General features: G+C 41.6%; 17 protein-coding genes and 1 tRNA gene. 5 read left to right on the forward strand and 13 right to left on the reverse strand.

Features of this window, described 5'->3' with window-relative positions; translation table 11 throughout:
* Positions 1 to 2,784 carry a cation-translocating P-type ATPase gene (locus J0L60_01490; GenBank protein MBN8544779.1) on the reverse strand — a complete coding sequence of 928 codons (2,784 nt, stop codon included), beginning with the start codon at positions 2,782 to 2,784 and terminating at the stop codon, positions 1 to 3.
* 148 nt (positions 2,785 to 2,932) lie between these two features.
* On the opposite strand from J0L60_01490, the gene J0L60_01495 reads away from it, so the two are divergent.
* The 3 genes from J0L60_01495 (at position 2,933) to J0L60_01505 (ending at position 4,122) form a co-directional block, all read left to right on the forward strand.
* The gene (locus tag J0L60_01495) at positions 2,933 to 3,538 is read left to right on the forward strand and encodes an SCO family protein (GenBank protein MBN8544780.1); all 606 of its coding nucleotides are present in this window, start codon (positions 2,933 to 2,935) and stop codon (positions 3,536 to 3,538) included.
* 2 nt (positions 3,539 to 3,540) lie between these two features.
* Positions 3,541 to 3,984, forward strand: coding sequence for a copper chaperone PCu(A)C (locus tag J0L60_01500; GenBank protein ID MBN8544781.1), 444 nt, complete (start codon positions 3,541 to 3,543; stop codon positions 3,982 to 3,984).
* A 65-nt stretch (positions 3,985 to 4,049) separates the two neighbouring features.
* Positions 4,050 to 4,122 (forward strand) — tRNA-Ala (locus J0L60_01505).
* Between the two features lie 5 nt (positions 4,123 to 4,127).
* Here J0L60_01505 and J0L60_01510 read toward each other — a convergent pair.
* Positions 4,128 to 4,523 carry a hypothetical protein gene (locus J0L60_01510; protein ID MBN8544782.1) on the reverse strand — a complete coding sequence of 132 codons (396 nt, stop codon included), beginning with the start codon at positions 4,521 to 4,523 and terminating at the stop codon, positions 4,128 to 4,130.
* A 320-nt stretch (positions 4,524 to 4,843) separates the two neighbouring features.
* Between J0L60_01510 and J0L60_01515 the strand changes: the two genes are divergently transcribed.
* Entirely contained in the window at positions 4,844 to 6,832 is a 1,989-nt protein-coding gene (locus J0L60_01515) for a T9SS type A sorting domain-containing protein (protein MBN8544783.1), read from the forward strand.
* Between the two features lie 120 nt (positions 6,833 to 6,952).
* On the opposite strand, the gene J0L60_01520 is transcribed toward J0L60_01515, so the two are convergent.
* The 7 genes from J0L60_01520 to J0L60_01550 form a co-directional block, all read right to left on the reverse strand.
* A complete protein-coding gene (locus J0L60_01520; protein ID MBN8544784.1) occupies positions 6,953 to 7,759 on the reverse strand; it encodes a sterol desaturase family protein in 807 nt (268 codons plus the stop codon).
* Positions 7,760 to 7,782: 23 nt separating this feature from the next.
* Entirely contained in the window at positions 7,783 to 8,664 is an 882-nt protein-coding gene (locus J0L60_01525; protein ID MBN8544785.1) for an N-acetylneuraminate synthase family protein, read from the reverse strand.
* A gap of 66 nt (positions 8,665 to 8,730) precedes the next feature.
* Positions 8,731 to 9,261 carry an HAD hydrolase family protein gene (locus J0L60_01530; GenBank protein MBN8544786.1) on the reverse strand — a complete coding sequence of 177 codons (531 nt, stop codon included), beginning with the start codon at positions 9,259 to 9,261 and terminating at the stop codon, positions 8,731 to 8,733.
* On the reverse strand, positions 9,255 to 10,076 hold the full coding sequence (locus tag J0L60_01535) for an SDR family oxidoreductase (GenBank protein ID MBN8544787.1): 822 nt from the start codon (positions 10,074 to 10,076) through the stop codon (positions 9,255 to 9,257). The genes J0L60_01530 and J0L60_01535 overlap by 7 nt, the downstream gene beginning before the upstream one ends.
* Position 10,077: 1 nt before the next feature.
* Positions 10,078 to 11,415 (reverse strand): aminotransferase class III-fold pyridoxal phosphate-dependent enzyme, encoded by a 1,338-nt coding sequence (locus J0L60_01540; protein ID MBN8544788.1) that lies wholly within the window; start codon positions 11,413 to 11,415, stop codon positions 10,078 to 10,080.
* A gap of 27 nt (positions 11,416 to 11,442) precedes the next feature.
* A complete protein-coding gene (locus J0L60_01545; GenBank protein MBN8544789.1) occupies positions 11,443 to 12,210 on the reverse strand; it encodes a glycosyltransferase family protein in 768 nt (255 codons plus the stop codon).
* Between the two features lie 43 nt (positions 12,211 to 12,253).
* Positions 12,254 to 13,360 (reverse strand): hypothetical protein, encoded by a 1,107-nt coding sequence (locus tag J0L60_01550; GenBank protein ID MBN8544790.1) that lies wholly within the window; start codon positions 13,358 to 13,360, stop codon positions 12,254 to 12,256.
* Positions 13,361 to 13,475: 115 nt separating this feature from the next.
* On the opposite strand from J0L60_01550, the gene J0L60_01555 reads away from it, so the two are divergent.
* Entirely contained in the window at positions 13,476 to 14,399 is a 924-nt protein-coding gene (locus tag J0L60_01555; protein MBN8544791.1) for an LD-carboxypeptidase, read from the forward strand.
* Here the strand turns inward: J0L60_01555 and purE are convergent.
* From purE to J0L60_01575, 4 genes are read right to left on the reverse strand one after another with little or no spacing between them, the layout of a single operon-like run.
* Complete coding sequence (gene purE / locus J0L60_01560) at positions 14,396 to 14,893, reverse strand: 5-(carboxyamino)imidazole ribonucleotide mutase (protein ID MBN8544792.1); 498 nt, start codon at positions 14,891 to 14,893, stop codon at positions 14,396 to 14,398. The two genes, J0L60_01555 and purE, sit on opposite strands and share 4 nt — an antisense overlap.
* Positions 14,894 to 15,988 carry a 5-(carboxyamino)imidazole ribonucleotide synthase gene (locus tag J0L60_01565; GenBank protein ID MBN8544793.1) on the reverse strand — a complete coding sequence of 365 codons (1,095 nt, stop codon included), beginning with the start codon at positions 15,986 to 15,988 and terminating at the stop codon, positions 14,894 to 14,896.
* Positions 15,989 to 16,036: 48 nt separating this feature from the next.
* Positions 16,037 to 18,544 carry a DNA internalization-related competence protein ComEC/Rec2 gene (locus J0L60_01570; protein ID MBN8544794.1) on the reverse strand — a complete coding sequence of 836 codons (2,508 nt, stop codon included), beginning with the start codon at positions 18,542 to 18,544 and terminating at the stop codon, positions 16,037 to 16,039.
* Positions 18,525 to 19,469: a metalloenzyme gene (locus J0L60_01575; GenBank protein ID MBN8544795.1), complete on the reverse strand. Its 945-nt coding sequence runs from the start codon at positions 19,467 to 19,469 to the stop codon at positions 18,525 to 18,527. Before J0L60_01575 ends, J0L60_01570 begins: the two co-directional genes overlap by 20 nt.

The raw sequence follows: 19,469 nt of genomic DNA on the forward strand, positions 1-19,469 counted from the left end.
TCACTTCTCTGTTTTGTTTTTGTAAAACAGCTTAAGCAATTCTGAGAAAATAATGACTGAGAATGAAGTGATTGCTGCAGCAATTATTTCACTTGTGGTTACAGTTGACAAATCAAAAGCATTTCTCAATGGCTCAATGATGAAAATTAGGGCGATGATACCAATTGATGCCAAAATATTGTAGATAAGTGTCTTGTTGCTGAGAAACGGAATTGCGAACATTGATCTGGAAACCGAACGGCAGTTGAATCCATTGAAGAATCTCGCTGCAAGCAGGGTGATGAAGAATACTGTTGAAGCTTCTTTCTCAATCAATTTGATATCAGTAACTCCGGCTGCATGACCATATTCCATTGAGTACGCGTAGGCAGCGGTGGTAATTATCGCAATCCAGACGCTAAGAATTCCGATGGAACGAAGAGCTGGTGTATTAAGAATTCCTTCCTTCGTGTTTCTTGGTTTTCTGTCCATTATGCCGGGCTCGGGTGGTTCAACCCCCAAGGCGATAGCTACAAGTCCGTCCATTATAAAGTTAATGAACAAAATCTGTACTGCATTAATGGGAAGCGAATAACCAAGGAAAAAAGTAATCAGGATACCAAAAACGGTTCCCAGATTACCACTGAGAAGATATACGAGATATTTCCGGATATTCTCGAAGATACTTCTGCCTTCCTCAATCGCAGATACAATCGAAGTGAAGTTATCGTCCGTAAGGATCATGTCGGCTGCTTCCTTGCTCACATCCGTTCCTGTAATACCCATCGCAACGCCGATATTGGCTTTCTTGAGCGAAGGTGCATCATTCACACCGTCTCCCGTCATTGCAACGATATTACCCTTTTTCATCAAAGATTCCACGATTTTCATCTTGTGAGCGGGGGAGATTCTGGCGTAAACATCCGTATTGTCCACACTGTCCAAAAATTCCTCGTCGGTCAGTTTATCCAGTTCCTGTCCGGATAATGCCCCTCCATGCTTCAGAATACCGAGTTCACGGGCGATAGCCACTGCTGTATCCTTGTGATCACCTGTGATCATGATTGGTCTGATGCCGGCTTTGTCGCAAATTTTGATGGCTTCCTTAACCTCTTCGCGGGGTGGATCGAACATACCTACCAGTCCGAGAAATATAAGATCATTTTCAATTATATGAATCAGATCCTGCCGGATGTCCTCTTTCTCATTCGCTTCTTCTGCGACAGTTTTAAAGGCATCGATATCCAGTTCAACTCTCTTACCGCATATTGTCAAAACACGCAGGGCATCGTCAGCAAATTCCTTGTAATGTTTCTGAATCAGATCGATGTCATCCTGTGTGATCTCACCAATGCCATCAGCCCTGTAGATATACTTACAGGAAGCAAGTAACATCTCAAGTGCACCTTTGGAAGAAACCCAAAGCCCCTCTTCAGTCTTGTTCACGGTTGTCATCTTTTTTGTTTCGGATGAAAAGGGAATTTCATACAAGCGGGGATTATTTGAATTAAATGCACTGTTACTGATGCCGGCTTTTTCGGCAACCACGACAATAGCTCCCTCGGTTGGATCACCGATGATTTCCCACTCATCATCCTCTTTTACGAGTTTTGTGTCATTACAAAGTACACCACTCTCCAGAGTATGTTTCAGGGGAAGCGGCAATTCCTTGACTTCAGTCTCATCGACAAGAATGCTCCCTTCGGGTTTGTAACCGTTTCCTGTAACCTTGTAAACGGTGCCGCCTGTAAACATCTTTTTAATGGTCATTGCGTCCTGTGTCAGGGTACCTGTTTTGTCGGAACAGATTATATTGGTTGCACCTAAAGTTTCAACCGCAGGAAGTTTCCGTATAAGAGCTTTTCTTTTTACCATTCTTCTAACACCGAGTGCCAAAGAAATGGTCACTACAGCGGGAAGTGCCTCCGGAATAACCGCTACAGCAAGAGCGACACCCCAAATAAACACATCCATTATCTTGTCGGAAGTGAGTTCACCTGAGGAAAACACTCTGATGAGCTGAAATACCGACATAATGACCGAAAGCGAAATGGCAAAAATGCCGAGTTTTTTTCCGAGCTGGTCAAGATTTACCTGGATTGGGGTTCTTTCATCTTCGGTATTTTGAAGCATGGTGGCTATTTTACCGAACTCTGTTTCCATTCCGGTAGCAACCACAATAGCAGTTCCTCTTCCGAATGAAACAGCGGTACCGGCAAACAGAATGTTGTTCCGGTCACCCAATGGGATGTTTTCACCTTGAACAGGGTCCGTGTGTTTATCCACCGGAACAGATTCTCCGGTTAGAGCGGCTTCTTCAACCTTAAGATTTGCACATTTTATTATCCGTGCATCGGCAGGAATTTTAGCTCCCATCGATATCTTGATAATATCTCCTGGCACCAGTTCTCTTGACGCAATTTCCTGTTCCTTGCCGTTTCTTATAACGATAGCAAGAGGCGCTGCCATCTTCTTTAGCGATTGCAATGCCTTACCAGCTCTGAATTCCTGAATGAATCCCAAAACACCGGCAAATATCACGATGATGATGATCGAGATCGCTTCAGTAATTTTTCCAAAGCTTAGTGAAACAATTGCTGCCACGAAGAGTATAATGATCAGCAGACTGTTAAACTGTGAGATAAACAGCGCAAGAGGGGAGACTGCTGCCTTTTCTTCTATTTCGTTGTAACCATACTTCGCAATTCTTTCACTGACTTCCTGAGTAGTCAGACCGTCGGTGTGAGAATTTAGCTTTCTGAGCGTTTCGTCCGATTTAAGAGAATGCCATTGAATGTTGTTCATTATTCACTACCTGATGATTAGAAATGGATAAATTCCGAACCTGAATATAATTTGTAGAAGATTAATAATCGCATAAAAAGAATATTTTCTCTAAATTAGCTTCATGATTTTGACTTTTAGTTCTTGATAATTTTGCTGATATTTACCTATGATAATTTTTCAATTTCAAAAGTATTTATTAGCTTCATTCGTTTTTCTTTTGCTTCTTTTTGCGGGATGCAAATCAAAATTCGAACTTGACGAGAATCTAAAAGGTTTTTCTTTTAAGTTGCTGGATCAGGACGGACAAACCGTGGATTTTCCAACCGGTTTTGAGAACAAAGTGGTTGTAGTTGGATTTGTCTTCACACACTGTCCCGATATATGTCCTTTAACAGTAAATAATATGCAATTGGTTCAAAACGAACTTATTGGCAAGGGGGAAACTGACGATATAGTTTTTGTTGCCATTTCCTTCGATCCCGAAAGAGATACTGTTGCCCTGTTAAAAAAGTTTGCAGCACTTCGGGAGATAAACGAGAAGAATTTTAGGTTTCTTACCGGCGATAAGAGGACAACCGATTCTCTGATGTCAATAATGAGGATAGTTGCGGTGCCTGAAGATTCAACCATAGTTGACGGCACCCTGTCATATTTCTTCACACATACCGACAGGATATCATTGATCGACAAAAAAGGATTTTTAAGAAAAGAATATTCGGGAAGCAAAGCCAACACTTCCGAAATTGTCCAAGATATTGAAAAACTGAGGTAAAAATGTTTAAATTAGTCACAAGCCTGTTATTAATAACCGCACTCGCTCCCAAAATGGAGGTTTCGTCCAATTGGATAAGGCCCAATTCGAAGGGCACAAACACTGCAGTATATGCAAAGATCACAAACAAAGGCGATAAAGCTGACACGCTGTATGCAGTCGAATCTGATCTTGCAAAAGTAACAGAGATACACGAATCCTACGAAGAAAACGGCAAGACCGGAATGCGAAAAGTCGATTTCATCGTAATTCCTGCAAAAAAGACCATTGAGTTGAAACCCGGCGGGATGCACATAATGCTGATCAAGCTGAACAAAGACATTGCAAAAGGGAAGAAGTACTCTTTGATATACAAATTCAAAAGAGCAGGTAAAGTAAAAGTCAGTGCCCTGGCATCAGATAAAGCTCCTGCAAAGAATACCAAACCAAGCAAAAAGAAAAAATAGAATTCAGAGGTACCTCTTCTCAATCAAAGAGGACAGGTACCCAAATCCCGCGTACTTTATGACAGGGGGCTATAGCTCAGTTGGTAGAGCGTTTCGTTCGCAATGAAAAGGCCCGGGGTTCGAATCCCCGTAGCTCCACTTAGTCATCTCATATCGTTTTCCCGCCTGTAAGAATTTAGATCGATTGAGAGAGATTCCAAGGCTGATTCAATCCTTTGAAGACGCAGATTAAAAATTTCATTATCTCTCATCAAGACTGTGAAATCCCGTCTTAAAAGTTTGAACTCGTTTGGAATCGAAATCACTTCCGCATCCATGTTTTCCGAATTTCCCGTCATTAACCACTCTACATCACACCCTATCTCACGCAATCTGTTCTGCATTGTGTTACCGGGAATGCTTTTCCCTGTTGCATATTGCGATAATGTGCTGGAAGTTACTCCGAGTTGCCTTGCCAACAACTTCAGACTGCCAAACTTCATGTGCGCATAATACCGTAATCTGTCAGCTATCTCCTTCTTTGTGCTATCACTTAACATATCCTGCCTCTTTTTGTATTGTTCACCATTAATTAAGTTTAGTATTTTTGATTGTATACTATTTCACATCTAGTATGACTGAAAATTACAAAAAAAATCTCATATTATTTGCATACAATTTTGAATTCTCAAATTTTTTTTCTGCACGGTGAGTTTTGCAAGTCCGTGATCCGACTATGCCCGATTAATTGTTGCCTTTTGTCTTTCTTATACTCCGTTTATGTAGTGAAACTGCAAGAGGGCACGCAGAACCCCTCATAATTGGTTAAAAATTCCTAAATTGCATACACAAATTATTATTATAAATAAGTGAAGAAAACATGCGATACCTGATATTATCTGTATTATTTACAATCAACCTCTTTTCTCAAAACTGGTCTGAAATGAAGGGAGTATTTAATCCCACAGGCTTGTTGATGAAGCATTTCACTGCACCATTTTTTATTGATTACGACAATGATGGTGACCAGGACTTAAGTCTCTGTTATCTGAGCAGCGATGCCAAATTTTACAGGAACGATCCGGTAAACGGGAAACCGTATTTTACAGAAGATACCGTCTATCTTGCACAAATTGCTGTCCTGGATCCAACAAACAGCTATTCTTATGGTGTTTTTGTGGATTTGAATGGTGACGGTAAAATGGATTTTGTAACAGGAGGATTCAGAGGATTTACCTGTTTTCTTAACTTTGGGACGATCTCAGCTCCTGAATGGGTGAAAAAAGACTCAGTTTTTATGAGTGTGAATACCCTGATCGGGTCGGATGCCAAACCTGAATTTGGCGATCTTGACGGAGATGGTGATTTCGACCTTTTAGCCGGGATAGGGGAGTCGCTTCTCGGAGGACCAACACCCGGTATCACTCTCGGTTTCAGAAATATTGGCACTACGACAGAACCTGTATTCGAACAATATCAGGCATTCGTTTCCGGAATTCCGGATATCGGCAGAAATTCTTACCCAAGGCTTGCAGATATGAATAATGACGGGAAGCTTGATCTCCTGCTCGGCAGAGACCTTGCTTCTTTTCTCTACTACAGAAACAGCGGTACCCTAAACGCACCGGTTTGGACGGGGGTTGCTGATGTATTTACAACCGAAACTTCCCACTACTGGAAAAACCCTGACCTCGTGGATATCGATAACGATGGCGACCGTGACCTTATCTACGGGACTGATGATGGCAACATGTTAATGTATCAGAATAACGGCACTCTCACATCTCCGGTTTTTGCATATAATGGGACATATTTCCCGGTTGTTAAAGTGTCGGGTAACTCCACTGCCTCGCTTGCAGACATCGATAACGATGGCGATCTCGATTTGATAACGGGAACTTCCGGAGGACAAATCAGACTTGTGCAAAACAACGGCACTAAATTTATACCTCAGTTTGCGCTTACTTCCGGGAATTACGGGAATTTGTCAACATCCTCCTATTCGGTACCGAGATTTGCAGACTTCGACAAAGATGGAGATTATGATGTTGTGACCGGTGCAACTGATGGAAAAGTTTACCTGTATCTCAATAATAATGGCAGTTTCACACTTGCCAACTGGTTTTCTGCGGTTGATATTGGTTGGACGAGCATACCGGCACCTGTTGATTTGGACGGAGACGGAGACATGGATCTCCTCGTTGGAGCTGAGACATCAGCAAATGTGGTATTTATGGAAAATGTCGGAAATAACACCTTCACATCCAATCCTTCGATGATCACAGGTATCAACTTTGGTTCGTACAACCGTCCGTCGTTCGGAGATGCTGACAATGATGGAGATTACGATCTTATCATTGGAAGCCTCTGGGGAGACCTTAAGTATTACGAAAACACAGGAACAGCGACTGCACCTGTGTGGACAAACAACAGCACCCTGGTTGCGGGTATTGAGATGGATCAGAATTCCACACCATATTTCGCTGATATAGATGGAGACACAAGAAAAGATTTGATAATCGGAGATTCTGACGGCAACTTCTTCGCATTCAAAAATCTTTTTGCACCTGTTTCTGTAAACGACCTGACTCCTGTGCCACATTCATTCACGATCTCAAATGCATACCCTAATCCATTCAATAATATGGCTAAGGTACAGATTTCATTTGCAGATGCAGGTGAATATTTTGTGCAAATTACCGGAATTACGGGTGAGGTGATTTCAAGGAAAGTAATAAATGTTACTCAATCAGGAGTGATTGACTATTCAATTGATTTCTCGGAACTTTCAGTACCCTCGGGCGTTTATCTGTTTTCAGTTTCCAACAGTAAAACTACCGGAGTGGTTAAAATAGTCTATCTAAAGTAGCTGTTATCTTTTACCTGTGAACTATTAGCTAAAGGCTGCCAAAACCCGGCAGCCTTTTTTTATTTTAAAATTCATCCTTCAATTTTCATCCCTCTGATTTCATCCTTCAGCCCTCGCTATTCATCCTTCCGATTTCATTTTTCTGAAAGCAAAGAAGAACTGCTTTACATAATTGGAGGGGAAAAACTCAGATAATCCGTAATACTTTGGCTTTTCGCCTTCGGGGAAGAAGGCAGAGCCGAATAGATAATCCCAGAAAGCAAATTTGGTTGCGTAGTTGGTGTTGTATGCTTCCTCGTGTTTATCGGAATGGTGCCAGCGATGCATCTCGGGACCGTTAATAATGTAGTGAAGTTTCCCTGTATGGATGTCCAGATTTGCGTGGATCCACATTCCCCAGACAGCGGAAATACATCCTTTAATAATTGCTGCCTCTGCAGGAGCACCCAGCAGAATGAAAGGGGCAAACTCAACAGTCTGGTTGATAAGGATTTCGAGGGCATGTGACCGTGATCCGGACAACCAATCAACCTCTTTTGTCGAGTGGTGAGCCTCATGTAATCTCCACAGATATTTGTTGTTGTGCATCCATCTGTGAAACCAGTAGATATAGAAATCATGAAAGAAGAGGGAACCGAGTACGATAATCCATACAGGCACATCGGAAAGAAGCTGGTATCTTTGGATACCAGTCTGACCGTCGATAAACTTAATTAATTCACCGATGACCAGACCCAGGACATATGACTGAACAATGGTGTAAAGAACAAGATCGTTGAAAAATCCTTCCCTGAGGAGCTTTTGCCCTTTGGTGTAGGGAAACTTTTTCTCGAGAAGAATAAGAGCTATTGCAAAAATTACTATGATCGAACCGGTTACGATGGTCGTCGTATCAAGATGAAGCAGGTAGTTCTTGATATAATTTATGATGCTTTCCAAAACAGAACCTCCTATTGAACTCTTCTCAGTTTTTTCCGGGGACCAATTTCACTGTCATATACTTTTTTGATACCGTCTCCAAGAGCAGTCTCAATATCTCTTATGTTGGCCACAAGTTTGGCAAAACCTCCGACTTCTACTGAAGCAGCCTGATCAGAGCCCCACATCGCCCTGTCGAGAGTAATGTGTCGTTCTACAAAAGCAGCACCCATCGCAACGGCAGCCTCAGTTGGTGCCAAGCCGGTTTCATGACCTGAATATCCAATAACTGTGTGAGGGAACATGGTTTTGAGAGTTAAAATCATCTTGAGGTTTAATTCCTCGAGTACACACGGGTATGTGGAGGTGGCGTGCGCCAGCAAAAGATTTTCAGTGCCAAAAACTTCTACAGCTTCCTCAATTTCATCAATAGTTGACATCCCGGTTGATAAAATACACGGCTTCGAGAGCTTCGAATGTCTTTTTAGCAATTTATGATCTGTCAGTGAAGCAGATGCGATTTTATAAAGTGAGGGATTAAACTGGTCAATAAAATCAACAGCTTCTTCATCCCAGCATGAAGCGAACCATTCAATCCCTTTCGTGCTGCAATGATCTGCTATCTCTCCGAACTGTTCCGGTGTAAACTCCATCCTGTGACGGTAATCGATATAGGTCATTCTACCCCACGGAGTGTCTCTTTCGATATTCCACTGATCCTTTGGTACACAAATTTCCGGAGTTCGCTTCTGAAATTTGACCGCATCGCAACCTGCATTTGCGGCACCATCAATCAGTTTTTTAGCAATCTCAACTGATCCATTATGATTGATGCCAATCTCAGCAATTACAAAACAAGGTTGCCCGTCACCAATGAATCGATTGCCAACCTTAATTAATCTTTCATTTCTCAAAAAAAACCTCAAGTATATAAAAATTTAGTCCGCTTAACTTGTAAAATTTGTGCTAAGGCATTTCGGTTAAAAATTCTGCCTGAGATAGATAATCAATTCGGCAAAATCCCTGAAGGCACCATAACCGGCGTTTACGGAACAGACATAATTTACAAGGGATCTGATGTAAGGCATTCCATCGGCAGGGGAAGCTGTGAAAGCTGCCTCCTTAATAATCCCGATATCGTTATAATCGTCACCGATAAACGCTATTTCTTCCGGAGAAAAATTTCCTGAAGCAACAATTTCCTTGAAGACAGATTTTTTATCCTTAATTCCGGGGAAATAATGAACAATCTTTAGTTTTTCCGCCCGTTTAGAAACAGCCGGAGAGTTTTCACCCGTCATTATACCAGTTTCAACACCACATTCAGTGCGCAGTCTTTCGACTCCCATTCCGTCCCGGATGGAAAACCGTTTCATCGCCTCACCTTCTGCGGAGTAAAAAACCCCCGTATCAGTAAGAACGCCGTCAACATCCGTGATTATTATTTTTAATTTTTTTGCTCTCGAAACTGCTTCTTCGAGTGGAATTTTGAGTCCTGACAAATCTACCATATAGTGAATCCTCCATCCACTACAAGGTTGGCTCCCGTCATGTAAGCAGAGGAATCTGATGCAAGGAAAACAAGCGCCCCCATATAATCATCAGGTCTAGCCATTCTTTTTAATGGTGTGCGTTTTGAATATTCATTTATAAAAAAATCATCCTGATTGTTTTCGACTCCGCCGGGAGTAAGTGTATTCACTCTGACTCCCTTTTCGCCCCAATAGGCAGCGAGATATCTCGTGAACGAGATGACTGCTCCTTTTGTTACGGGATAAGCGGGAGTCTTGTAGAATTTCTGAACACCCTCTGAATCGATATACATGTCCTGGTTGGGAGCAACAACTCCGTAGGTGGAAGCAACATTGATAATGCTTCCTTTCCCGGCATCAGCCATCACTTTTCCGATGATTTGAGAACAGAGGAACATACCTGTGACATTCACAGTCAGAGACTTGTTCCACAGGTCAAGAGGGTAGTTTTCAAATTTGGATTGCTCAAAAAGTGCTGCAGGATCTTCAAATTTATCGTTAATTGCAGCATTGTTGACAAGAATGTCGATCCTTCCCAATTTTTCCAGAGTGAAATCCCGCAGATTCTCTATTTCCTTTGGAGAAGTGATGTCCGCACCAAATCCAATAACTTTAATCGCGTCATCGAAAGGGGAGATTTCTTTTGCAAACTCTTCACATTGTGAACCATTTAAATCGGTGACCACAACATTCGCTCCCGCATTTACAAGTGCCCGGCAGTGATTTTTTCCGATCAGTCCGAGGGAGCCTGTTACAATGGCTACCTTTCCGGAAAGGTTAAATATATTTTCCATTTTAACCCATATTCCTTGGTTTCATATTGAAATTGGAAGTTTTCCGGAAAACGGGACCGACAGGTTCACCGCGAAGCAGGTCTTTCACATTGCCATCCTGAACAGCTTTTTTCAGTATCGGGAGTACTTCACCGTAGCAGGCAATAACATGTTCGATATCCTCATCAGTAAGTGAAAAACTTACATTATGGAAACCACCCCAGAGTACACCTCTCTTTATCATTTCCTGCTGAACCAGTGATTTCATCTCAAGTGGATTACCGGCAGAGGCGTCGAAAGTCATAATAGTCCTGCAGTCGAATCCCGAGCAGGAAGTGTATTCCATTCCGAGTTCTGAAGCAATTCTGTTATAGCCATCCTTCAGTTTTCTTCCTTTTTCAGCAATTACAGCCTGAACACTGTTCTTTTTCATGAATTCGATCGTGGCTTTAGTTGCGGCTAATGAAAGAGCTTCACCACCAAAAGTTGTGAAGAAAAATACATCTTTGTCAAGCAATGTCATTATGTCTTTACGACCCGTAATGATTCCGATAGGCATTCCGTTTGCCACTGCCTTTGAAAAGAGAGCGAGGTCCGCCCTTACTCCGAAATACTCCTGAGCACCTCCGAGCGCGATACGAAATCCGGTCCACATTTCATCAAAGACAAGAAGTATCTCTTTTTCATCGCAGATTCGTCTGAGTTCCTGAAGAAAATCATTCTTTGGTTCCTGAAAAACGAAAGGCTCAAGGATAATGCATGCGACATCTTCATCGATTGAATCGATAACCGATTGGATGTCGTTGTAGTTGATGGTAAAACTCATATCCTCGATTACCTTTGGTATACCTGCGTTACGATCTGTGACAGAAATATACCAGTCATGCCACCCGTGATATCCGCAGCAGAGAATTTTATTCTTTTTTGTAAATGCTCTTGCAAGCCGTACAGCAGCACTAACCACGTCGGCACCTGTCTTACTGTATCTTACCGATTCAGCATTCGGCACAACTTCTCTTATCAATTCTGCGACTTCCACCTCCAACGGATGCATCAGTGAAAAAGTGATTCCGTCTTCGAGTTGATCTTTTATCGCCTGATCAACCTCAGGGATGGCGTACCCGAGAGAGAGGGGACCGATAGCCATATTTAAATCGATATATTCGTTTCCATCCACATCCCAAACATGGGCATTTTTGCCTCTTTTGAGATATTTCGGTGCGACACCGTTTACATACTGTGCAGGTCCTTTTGCCAAAGTCTGAGTGAAAGCGGGTATAAGCCCCTTCGATCGCTCATAAAGTTTGTTCGACTCTGTGATATCCGGGTAGTTTTTGTTAAAAGCTATTTTATTGCTCATTCAAATTCTTTCGTGCATTTGTAACAATTATAAAATTTTGGTCTGTTCATTCGAAATTGTGCGAAGTTCGCCGAGATGGTGCCTGTACCAGTTTACTCCCGCAAATTTGCTGTTTATTGCGGCAATAGATGGTTTTCTGTCGATCAGATTCAGGATATCAATCATGGAAAAATGGTAATTTGGAGACCAGAGCTCATCGTAAACAGTTTTTATAAAAAGGTAATCCTCTTCATAATCAATCGTCCATCTGTGAGACATTGAATAGTCATAACCCGTTTCCCAGGTGACATTACCGATTTTGAAAAGGTGAGGATTCTCCCACAGATAGGGAGTAGTATGTTCTCTTTCAAAGTCTCTGGTTGCTTCCCGGTCAGCTTTTCGCAGAGCATCAATTTTCATGATCTCCACATCATTTCCATCGGGATAAGTTGCAGGATGGAGGTTGGAGATGTAATCACAGTCTGAACCCTCTCTAAAAAATTCAGTAACAACGCGTCCGATAACACCCACATCAATAAGCGGGACATCTGAAGGAATTTTGATTACGAACTCTGCGCCCATGGTTTCGGCGGCACCAAGATGCCTTTGAAGCAGATCATTCAAACTCCCGCGATAACATCTGATTCCTTCACTTTTGCAGAAGTTTTCCACCGGATCATCGGATTGATCTGTTGAGGTTGCAATTATTACACTTCCTTTTAGTACTGAGGCATTTACTCTTTCGTACAATCTTTGTAAAAGGGGTTTTCCGGCCAGTGATAGCATCACTTTGTATGGAAGTCTGGTAGAGGACATTCTTGCCTGAATAACTGTGGCGATTTTTTCAACAGGTATCAATCTAAAGCTTCTCTCTTGTTGAAAGTGAATGGTTTGACCGGGATTGTGAAAAAGATTTCGATTTGTCAGTAAAGTAAATTTTTGAAGAAGTTTGGCCTCCGTTATTGCCAGCCTTCACCTCCTCGATTGACATTTCAAGGAGCGACATACCCACTTGGGCTATGGATTTCGCGGATGTACCCTTGTTTTGGAGCGGCATCATCTTTTTGAGGTCTTCTATGTTGAAGTATGAGTGAACTTCCTTGCCTAGTGCCAATCCCACATACGAACATGAGGAGTACTTCGTGATGAGAACATCTGCATTGGCTATCATCTCGTTGATGTTACCGGTCGGATATACCATTGCATCGGGGGCGAGAGCCTTAATTTCGGCTGTTGCCCTTTCTACTTTTTCATTTGGATGGAGTTTAAATATCAATTGTTTGCCGTTGGCAATCTTAATGGCTTCTCTTATAAACTTTTTACGATTCTCAAATTTGAGAGTTTCTCTGGCATCGGAAGTAGCCACGAGTACAAAATGTTTGTGAGGGAAATCGTTTTCCAGGAACTGTTCACAATTATCAAAATTCGGGATGCCGGTAACTACCAGTTTTTCTTCCTTTATTCCTTTTTTGATAAAGTGATCCTTGTAGCCTTGTGATGCAACACAAAAGCGGTCGTACAAATCAGAGAGGCCTGTGGTTGATGTGCTGGCCGCGTAGCGGGGGAATCCAAGATGTTTGACCAGGTAGTACATTAAGTTCTCAGGGTCCGTCATTCCTTCCTGGACAAGTATAACTCTTGTATCTTTAATATTTTTTGGAAAGATAAGATCGGAGCAGGTAAAAACAAGGTCGTATTTTCTTTGCAACCCTCTATAGTCGATTTTCAGATTATTTTCTTTCAGGTACTTCATTGTAGTATCGAAGAATTTACCTCCAAGAATGGAGAAATCGAGAATTCCTGCCCGTCTCAATAAATGAATATAACCGTCACCATAATAGGGTGTAAAATACAAGTTGTCTTTTTCAAAGTGCTTGGAAATTTCATGCATCATTGTGGTCTGATTAAGAGAGCCACCGATGAACAGAATATTATGATTTTTTGTTTCAGTTTTATTTTGTAGCAATATATAAATCGTATTAAATTGTAAATTTGCACTTTCAAAATTAGTGATAAATGAATTGTAAATCAATTAGCACTTTCAAACATAACGATAAAATAACACATCGAGAAAACAGAAAATGAAACCTTCCAGACTGCAAGAAAATGACCTGATTGCTTTAATCACTCCCGCATCCTCACCCTCAAAAATTAGCCGGGTGGAAGAAGGGATTAAATTTCTCAACGAGAGGGGATACAGAACGGTCATGTTACCCAACTGTATGAAGCAAAAAGGATATCTTGCAGGTAGTGATCAGGAGAGAATTGATGACATCCACAGTGCATTTTCGAATGAGGAAGTAAAAGCCATAATTTCTTTGAGAGGCGGGTACGGTGCCGGCAGGTTACTGCAAGGAATTGATTATTCGATTATCCGGTCAAACCCGAAAATATTTTGCGGATACAGCGATTTGACAACACTTCAAATGGCGTTTCTTGTAAAGACAGGCCTTGTTTCATTCGCTGCACCCATGGCTGCAGTGGATTTTGCGGGTGAACTGAGCGAATATACTTTGAAAAGTTTTTTTGACATTGTTGAATCAGGGAAAAGCGGGGAAGTAATCGCTCCAAAAGGAATTTCGATGTCAGGAAACCGGAAGGGCATGGCATCCGGAAAGATTTATGGCGGAAATCTCGCTGTTTATTGTTCCATGCTGGGGAGTGAATATCTGCCTGATCCGTCAGGAAAGATTTTCTTTTTTGAGGATGTTTCCGAACCTCCTTACAGGATTGACCGTTTTCTGAATCAACTCTTTCTTAACGGATATTTCGAAAAAGCGGCAGGATTTATTTTTGGTCAGTTTACCGAAGGTGATCCCGGGGATGGACCAACACTCTCCCAAGCCGAGGTATTTGAACACTACATTTCAAAAATCAACAAGCCGGTGATAACCAATTTCCCGTTTGGTCATGTAAAAGACCTTTACACGATACCATTCGGCATCGAAGTGGAGATAGACTCAGATTCAGGTATCGTCGTTTATAAGGAGAGTGCCGTAATCTAAGTTGAAAGGTTTTGGTTTTTCGCGAGCACCATTTCGCGAAGGGAGTTTTTGTATTCGATAATTTTTTGTAACAGAGAACTGTCAGAGGTTGCTAGTATCTGAGCTGCAAGAATTCCTGCATTTTTTGCCTGATCTATCGCAACTGTCGCCACAGGCACTCCTCCCGGCATTTGGACTATTGACATTAACGAATCGAGTCCATCGAGCGACTTTAATTTTACCGGTACACCAATAACAGGAAGCGGGGAATAAGCCGCCGTCATTCCCGGAAGATGTGCAGCACCACCAGCCCCTGCAATAATCACCTTGATACCCCTCAAATGGGCATTTGATGCATACTCTGCCATCAATTCGGGAGTTCTGTGCGCAGAAACGATATTGAGCTCATATTCTATCCCAAAATTTTCGAGAACGACGGCAGCTTCTTTCATGACCGTAAGGTCTGAATCGCTGCCCATGATAATTCCTACGAGAGGTGATGCTGCTTTTGTCATTTATGGCTTTCCAATTTTTATTATAGTTTCAAGTTTTTCGAGTTCAAGTCTTAAAGTGTTAATATTCTCTCCTGTTTTGGTAAGATGCCCCATTTTCCGTCCTTTTCTTGATTCCGACTTACCATAAAAATGGAGATGAACCGCTGAATCGAATAAAATTTCATCGTAGTTAAATATTTTTCCTTCACCATCCGACTTTCCGAGAGTATTCACCATAACGGCACAATTCTTCAGCAGGGAAGTGTTGCCCAGAGGGAGCTCAAGAACGGCTCTGATGTGATTTTCAAATTGTGATGTTACACATCCTTCGATCGAATAATGCCCTGAATTATGGGGTCTGGGAGCTATTTCATTTATATATATTTCGTTGTCAGCAGTAAGGAAAAGTTCAACGCCGAATATACCTTTCCCGTGAACACTTCTTACGGCATTGACTGCTGTATCCAAAACCCGTTTTTCTGTGGCTTTGCTTATTTCAGCGGGAGCGAGCACGAATTTACAAATGTGATTTTCCTGCACTGTTTCGACTACGGGATAGACGGCAACTTCATGAGTATTTATGGCAACCATTACCGCGAGCTCTTTGGTGAATTGTATAACCTCTTCTGCCATCACTGTCGAGTGTCTTGAAGAAAGTTTTTTCATGCCTTCAAGAAAATCCTTTTCAGTTCTGACAAAGTGGTTGCCGTAACCGTCATATCCCATTTTTCTTGATTTCAGTATGAATTCAGAACCCAGGACAGATTTCAGATCTTCATAATTATCTGAATCTGAAACAGAGTGAAAACGGGGGACAGGAAGACCGGCCTCCTGAAAAGTTCTTTTTTGAGTAAGTTTATCCTGAATGAGTCCGATGGTCTCAGGAGTCGGATACACTTTTTTTCCAAGAGATTCCAGAAACCGTAATCTGTCGGGGTTTATAAACTCATTCTCCAAAGTAATGATATCACAAACATCAGCGAATTTGCTTAGAGTCGCATCATCATCAATCGATCCCGCAAAGTCCAGTTTTGTCATCATACCAGCGGGTGAATCAAGTTTCGATTCATACACAGCAACCCTAAAACCGAGTCTGTAAGCTGCCATAGCAGACATTCTTGCGAGTTGACCACCACCCAGAAAACCTATTGTGTACACTACCAACTATCTCCAGTCAATTTTTTGTAAATGTTTATCATCATCAATTTCAAGAATGATACATCCCTCAATATCGGTTCGTAAAATCGAACATCCAAAACCCTCAAGCCTCTCAATCACCGGGGGGTGCGGAAGATTGTACCTGTTTGCCACACCGGCACTGATTATTGCCACCTTTGGTTTTACCGCATTCAGGAAGAGGTTTGTCGTGGCTGAATTACTGCCGTGGTGACTAACTTTTAACAAATCAGATTCCAAATTTATATTATTTCTGATTAACTTCCTTTCCCCAACTCTGTCAAGATCACCGGTAAACAACATTTTGAAGTTATTCACAGAAATACTTAAAACCATGCTTCTACGGTTGCTTTCTGTGTTTACATCCAATGAATCTGTGTGGATTAGTGATTTTATTGCAAACTCTCCCGTTTTTAGAGTTTCCCCCTCCTTGAAAACGGTTGGAGTTATGAATGTGGAAAAGAGTGCAAAGAGCGACAGATCAGAAATATCAGATGAGTCAGGTGGGGGTACAAACAGTCTTTTTATCACACCCTGCCTTGAAAGAGTAACCATTCCTCCGGCGTGATCGATATCGTAGTGGGAGATAAAGGCAATATCGATTGAGTCGACTCCCAGTCGTTTAAGGGTGGGGAGAACGGTTGATTTTCCTGCGTCATACCGTTCACTGAGAACACCTGCGTCTATGAGAACCGTTCTTCCGGATTTATCTTTTAGGAGATAGCAATCACCCTGACCGGTGTCTATTGCAACAATGTATGACGCGTTTTTGCTCAACTCTGTTGCTTTAAATGCAGAGTGGGTAATAACCATGATGAGTAAAGCAAATACAGCGGATGACAACCTCCATTTCAGATCCCTTTTTCTTGAATAGATCATAATTAAGGAGAAAATCAGGAGATAAAAGACGATACCGTCGGCTAAAGAGAAATTTTGCAATTCAATTTTGCCCCAATTTGTATCTTTTAGTGCGACGATGGTAATATTCAGTATCTTATTTAGCAGCCCGGAAGCAGAGGCTAATAATGCCGCAGCCGAAGTGGAGAAGACCGAAACAAACAGTGTCAAAAGACCATTGAGTAGCATAAGTGAGGAGACCGGAACAGCAACTATATTCGCAGGTAACGAGAGGAGGGTAATTTTTCCGAAGTAAATGAGTAAAAACGGCAACATCCCCAATTGCACGAAAAAAGTCACAACGATGAGTTCTGACAAATTTCTGAATACAAAAGAATCGAAAAACGAAGATGCTTTTCTTTTGATTTCTGCCTTTTTTGAGTTAAAAAATGAGGTGATGGTAAATCTGAAAGATGAGTAAATTGATTCTGCAATAAAAAGGCTTGCCACGGCGGCAGCCGAAAGTTGAAAACTGGTGCTAAAAAGATCCTGAGGATTGAACAGCAGAATAATAAAAACGGCGATCGCTAATGTATTCCACCTGTTGGTCAACCTGCCGGAAAATTTCAATAAAGAATGCACTGAGAACATTATCACCGCCCTCAAAACAGTTACCTGAAATTGAGTCAGCATAAGGAAAAGGAACAAAATAGTTAAACGGGCAATTATATCGAACCACCTGCTGTGTGGTTTTATTTTTTGAAAGAGGAGGAGGGTCAGAAGATAGATGATACCGACATTGAAACCCGAAACCGCCAGAATATGAGCAATTCCGGTATCTATGTAAGAATTAACAGTTTCCTCATCGATTTCGCTCCTGTCAGCTATAATCAGTCCTTTTAGAATGGCAGCGGTCTCCGGATCGTGCAGTGAATCGAGCATTTCGGCAATATTTTTTCTTAGATCGAAGATGTTTCCTGAAATAAAATCCTTTTCTCCTGAAATTTCGAGTACTGAATCCGAATAGACTGAAAAAGTACCGGAAATCATTTCGTGCTTTAGATATGCAGCATAATCGAATCCACTGGGGTTTCGTTTGCCCTGTGGAAGATTAAAAGTGCCAAACAACCTGATACTTCTACCGGGTTTGATATTCTGCTTCACATAACTGAAGACAGCCGGTTCAGCATCTCTAATTTTAAATATAAGTTCGGGAGCAGGGTTGTAAGCATGAGAAACTCTTTTCCTGTTTTTCTTTCCCTTCTCATTAACGAATGAAGAATCGAAGCTAGCTGTAGTTACCTCACCGGTGAAGATGAAGTTATCCCTGCTCATCTCTCTTACCTCAATAATTCTTGCAGTTACCTCCATACCCGATTTTCTTGGTGTGTTAAACGGGTTCAACATAAGCGAATCATTCGAAATCTTGATTGCTGCGATGCCAAATCCGAACCCGGACAGTAATGCAAACATCAGGACGAATTTTTCAAGATTTCTGAATTTTAGCAGAAAAAAAAGTGTAGTGGAGATGACAAAAAGAGGAATTGAGAACCAGATTGGGAAGGGTGAAACATTCGAGATTATTATCCCAAAACAAAGTGCTATTGTGAAAGGGATAGCCGGAAAATATTTTATATCATCAAGACTCAGTTTTTTCATTTTCTTTCAATTTTCGAAAGATGAAAGGGGTAATATCCGACAGGTTTTTGATTTCGTTTTCTGCATCTGTTGCATATTTCCCACAAGCGATGAACATCGCCGGGTTTTTTGTATGTGTCTTTATTGAGATGTCTTCGAAATTTCCATGATCTGAGCAGACAAGGAGGGTATCGTTTTCATTATCAAGATTCGTGAACAAGTGCAGCAGAAACCTGTCGATAATTTCACATATTTCTTCGATCTTCCCATCATATCTCCGGTGACCGGCATAGTCGGTGAGATAGTATTCGAAAACAGAAATGTCCGCTTTTCGCGAATTTCTTAAAAATATCTTTCCTGCTTCTTCCGGAGAGATTTCAGGCAGTTTAGAACCAAGCTTTTGCCTCCAGCGATAGTTTGTTACTTCTGCGGTAAGTGCTTGTTTATCATATACTTGCCTTGAACTGTTAAATCCTGTCCCTGAGGAGATCATACAGTGAGCAGTTACATTCAACCGTTTTGGCTTCTTACGCAAATAGTTAAAAAACGGACGGGGATAGGCGTTTAAAAATTTGAAATTATAGCTATTGGAGATGGCATTTTTGAACAGATTTGACTCATAAATTCTGTCGACTTGAGACAGGGGTGCATAAGGACCAAAGTGACCTCCAAATGATTCTATGGCGTCATATCCACCAAAAATGGAAAGTTGTCCGGTTCCACTCTGAGGAAAACCGGGGTATCCATGAGAAGCATCCACGGGGAACAGTACCGCTCTACCTGCTGACAAAGGCACATTATCCAAATGTGGTATTTGTGTGAAAAACTCGGAAAATATTTTGAAAGGATAAGAGAAAAATGGATTTTTGGCGGGATCCGGTTCACCAATGCCCACACCATCAATGAAAAACAGTGAAATAGACCCGTTACATTTTTTTCCGTCCAT

The organism is Ignavibacteria bacterium (assembly GCA_017302895.1).
Lineage (GTDB): Bacteria > Bacteroidota > Ignavibacteria > Ignavibacteriales > Ignavibacteriaceae > UTCHB3.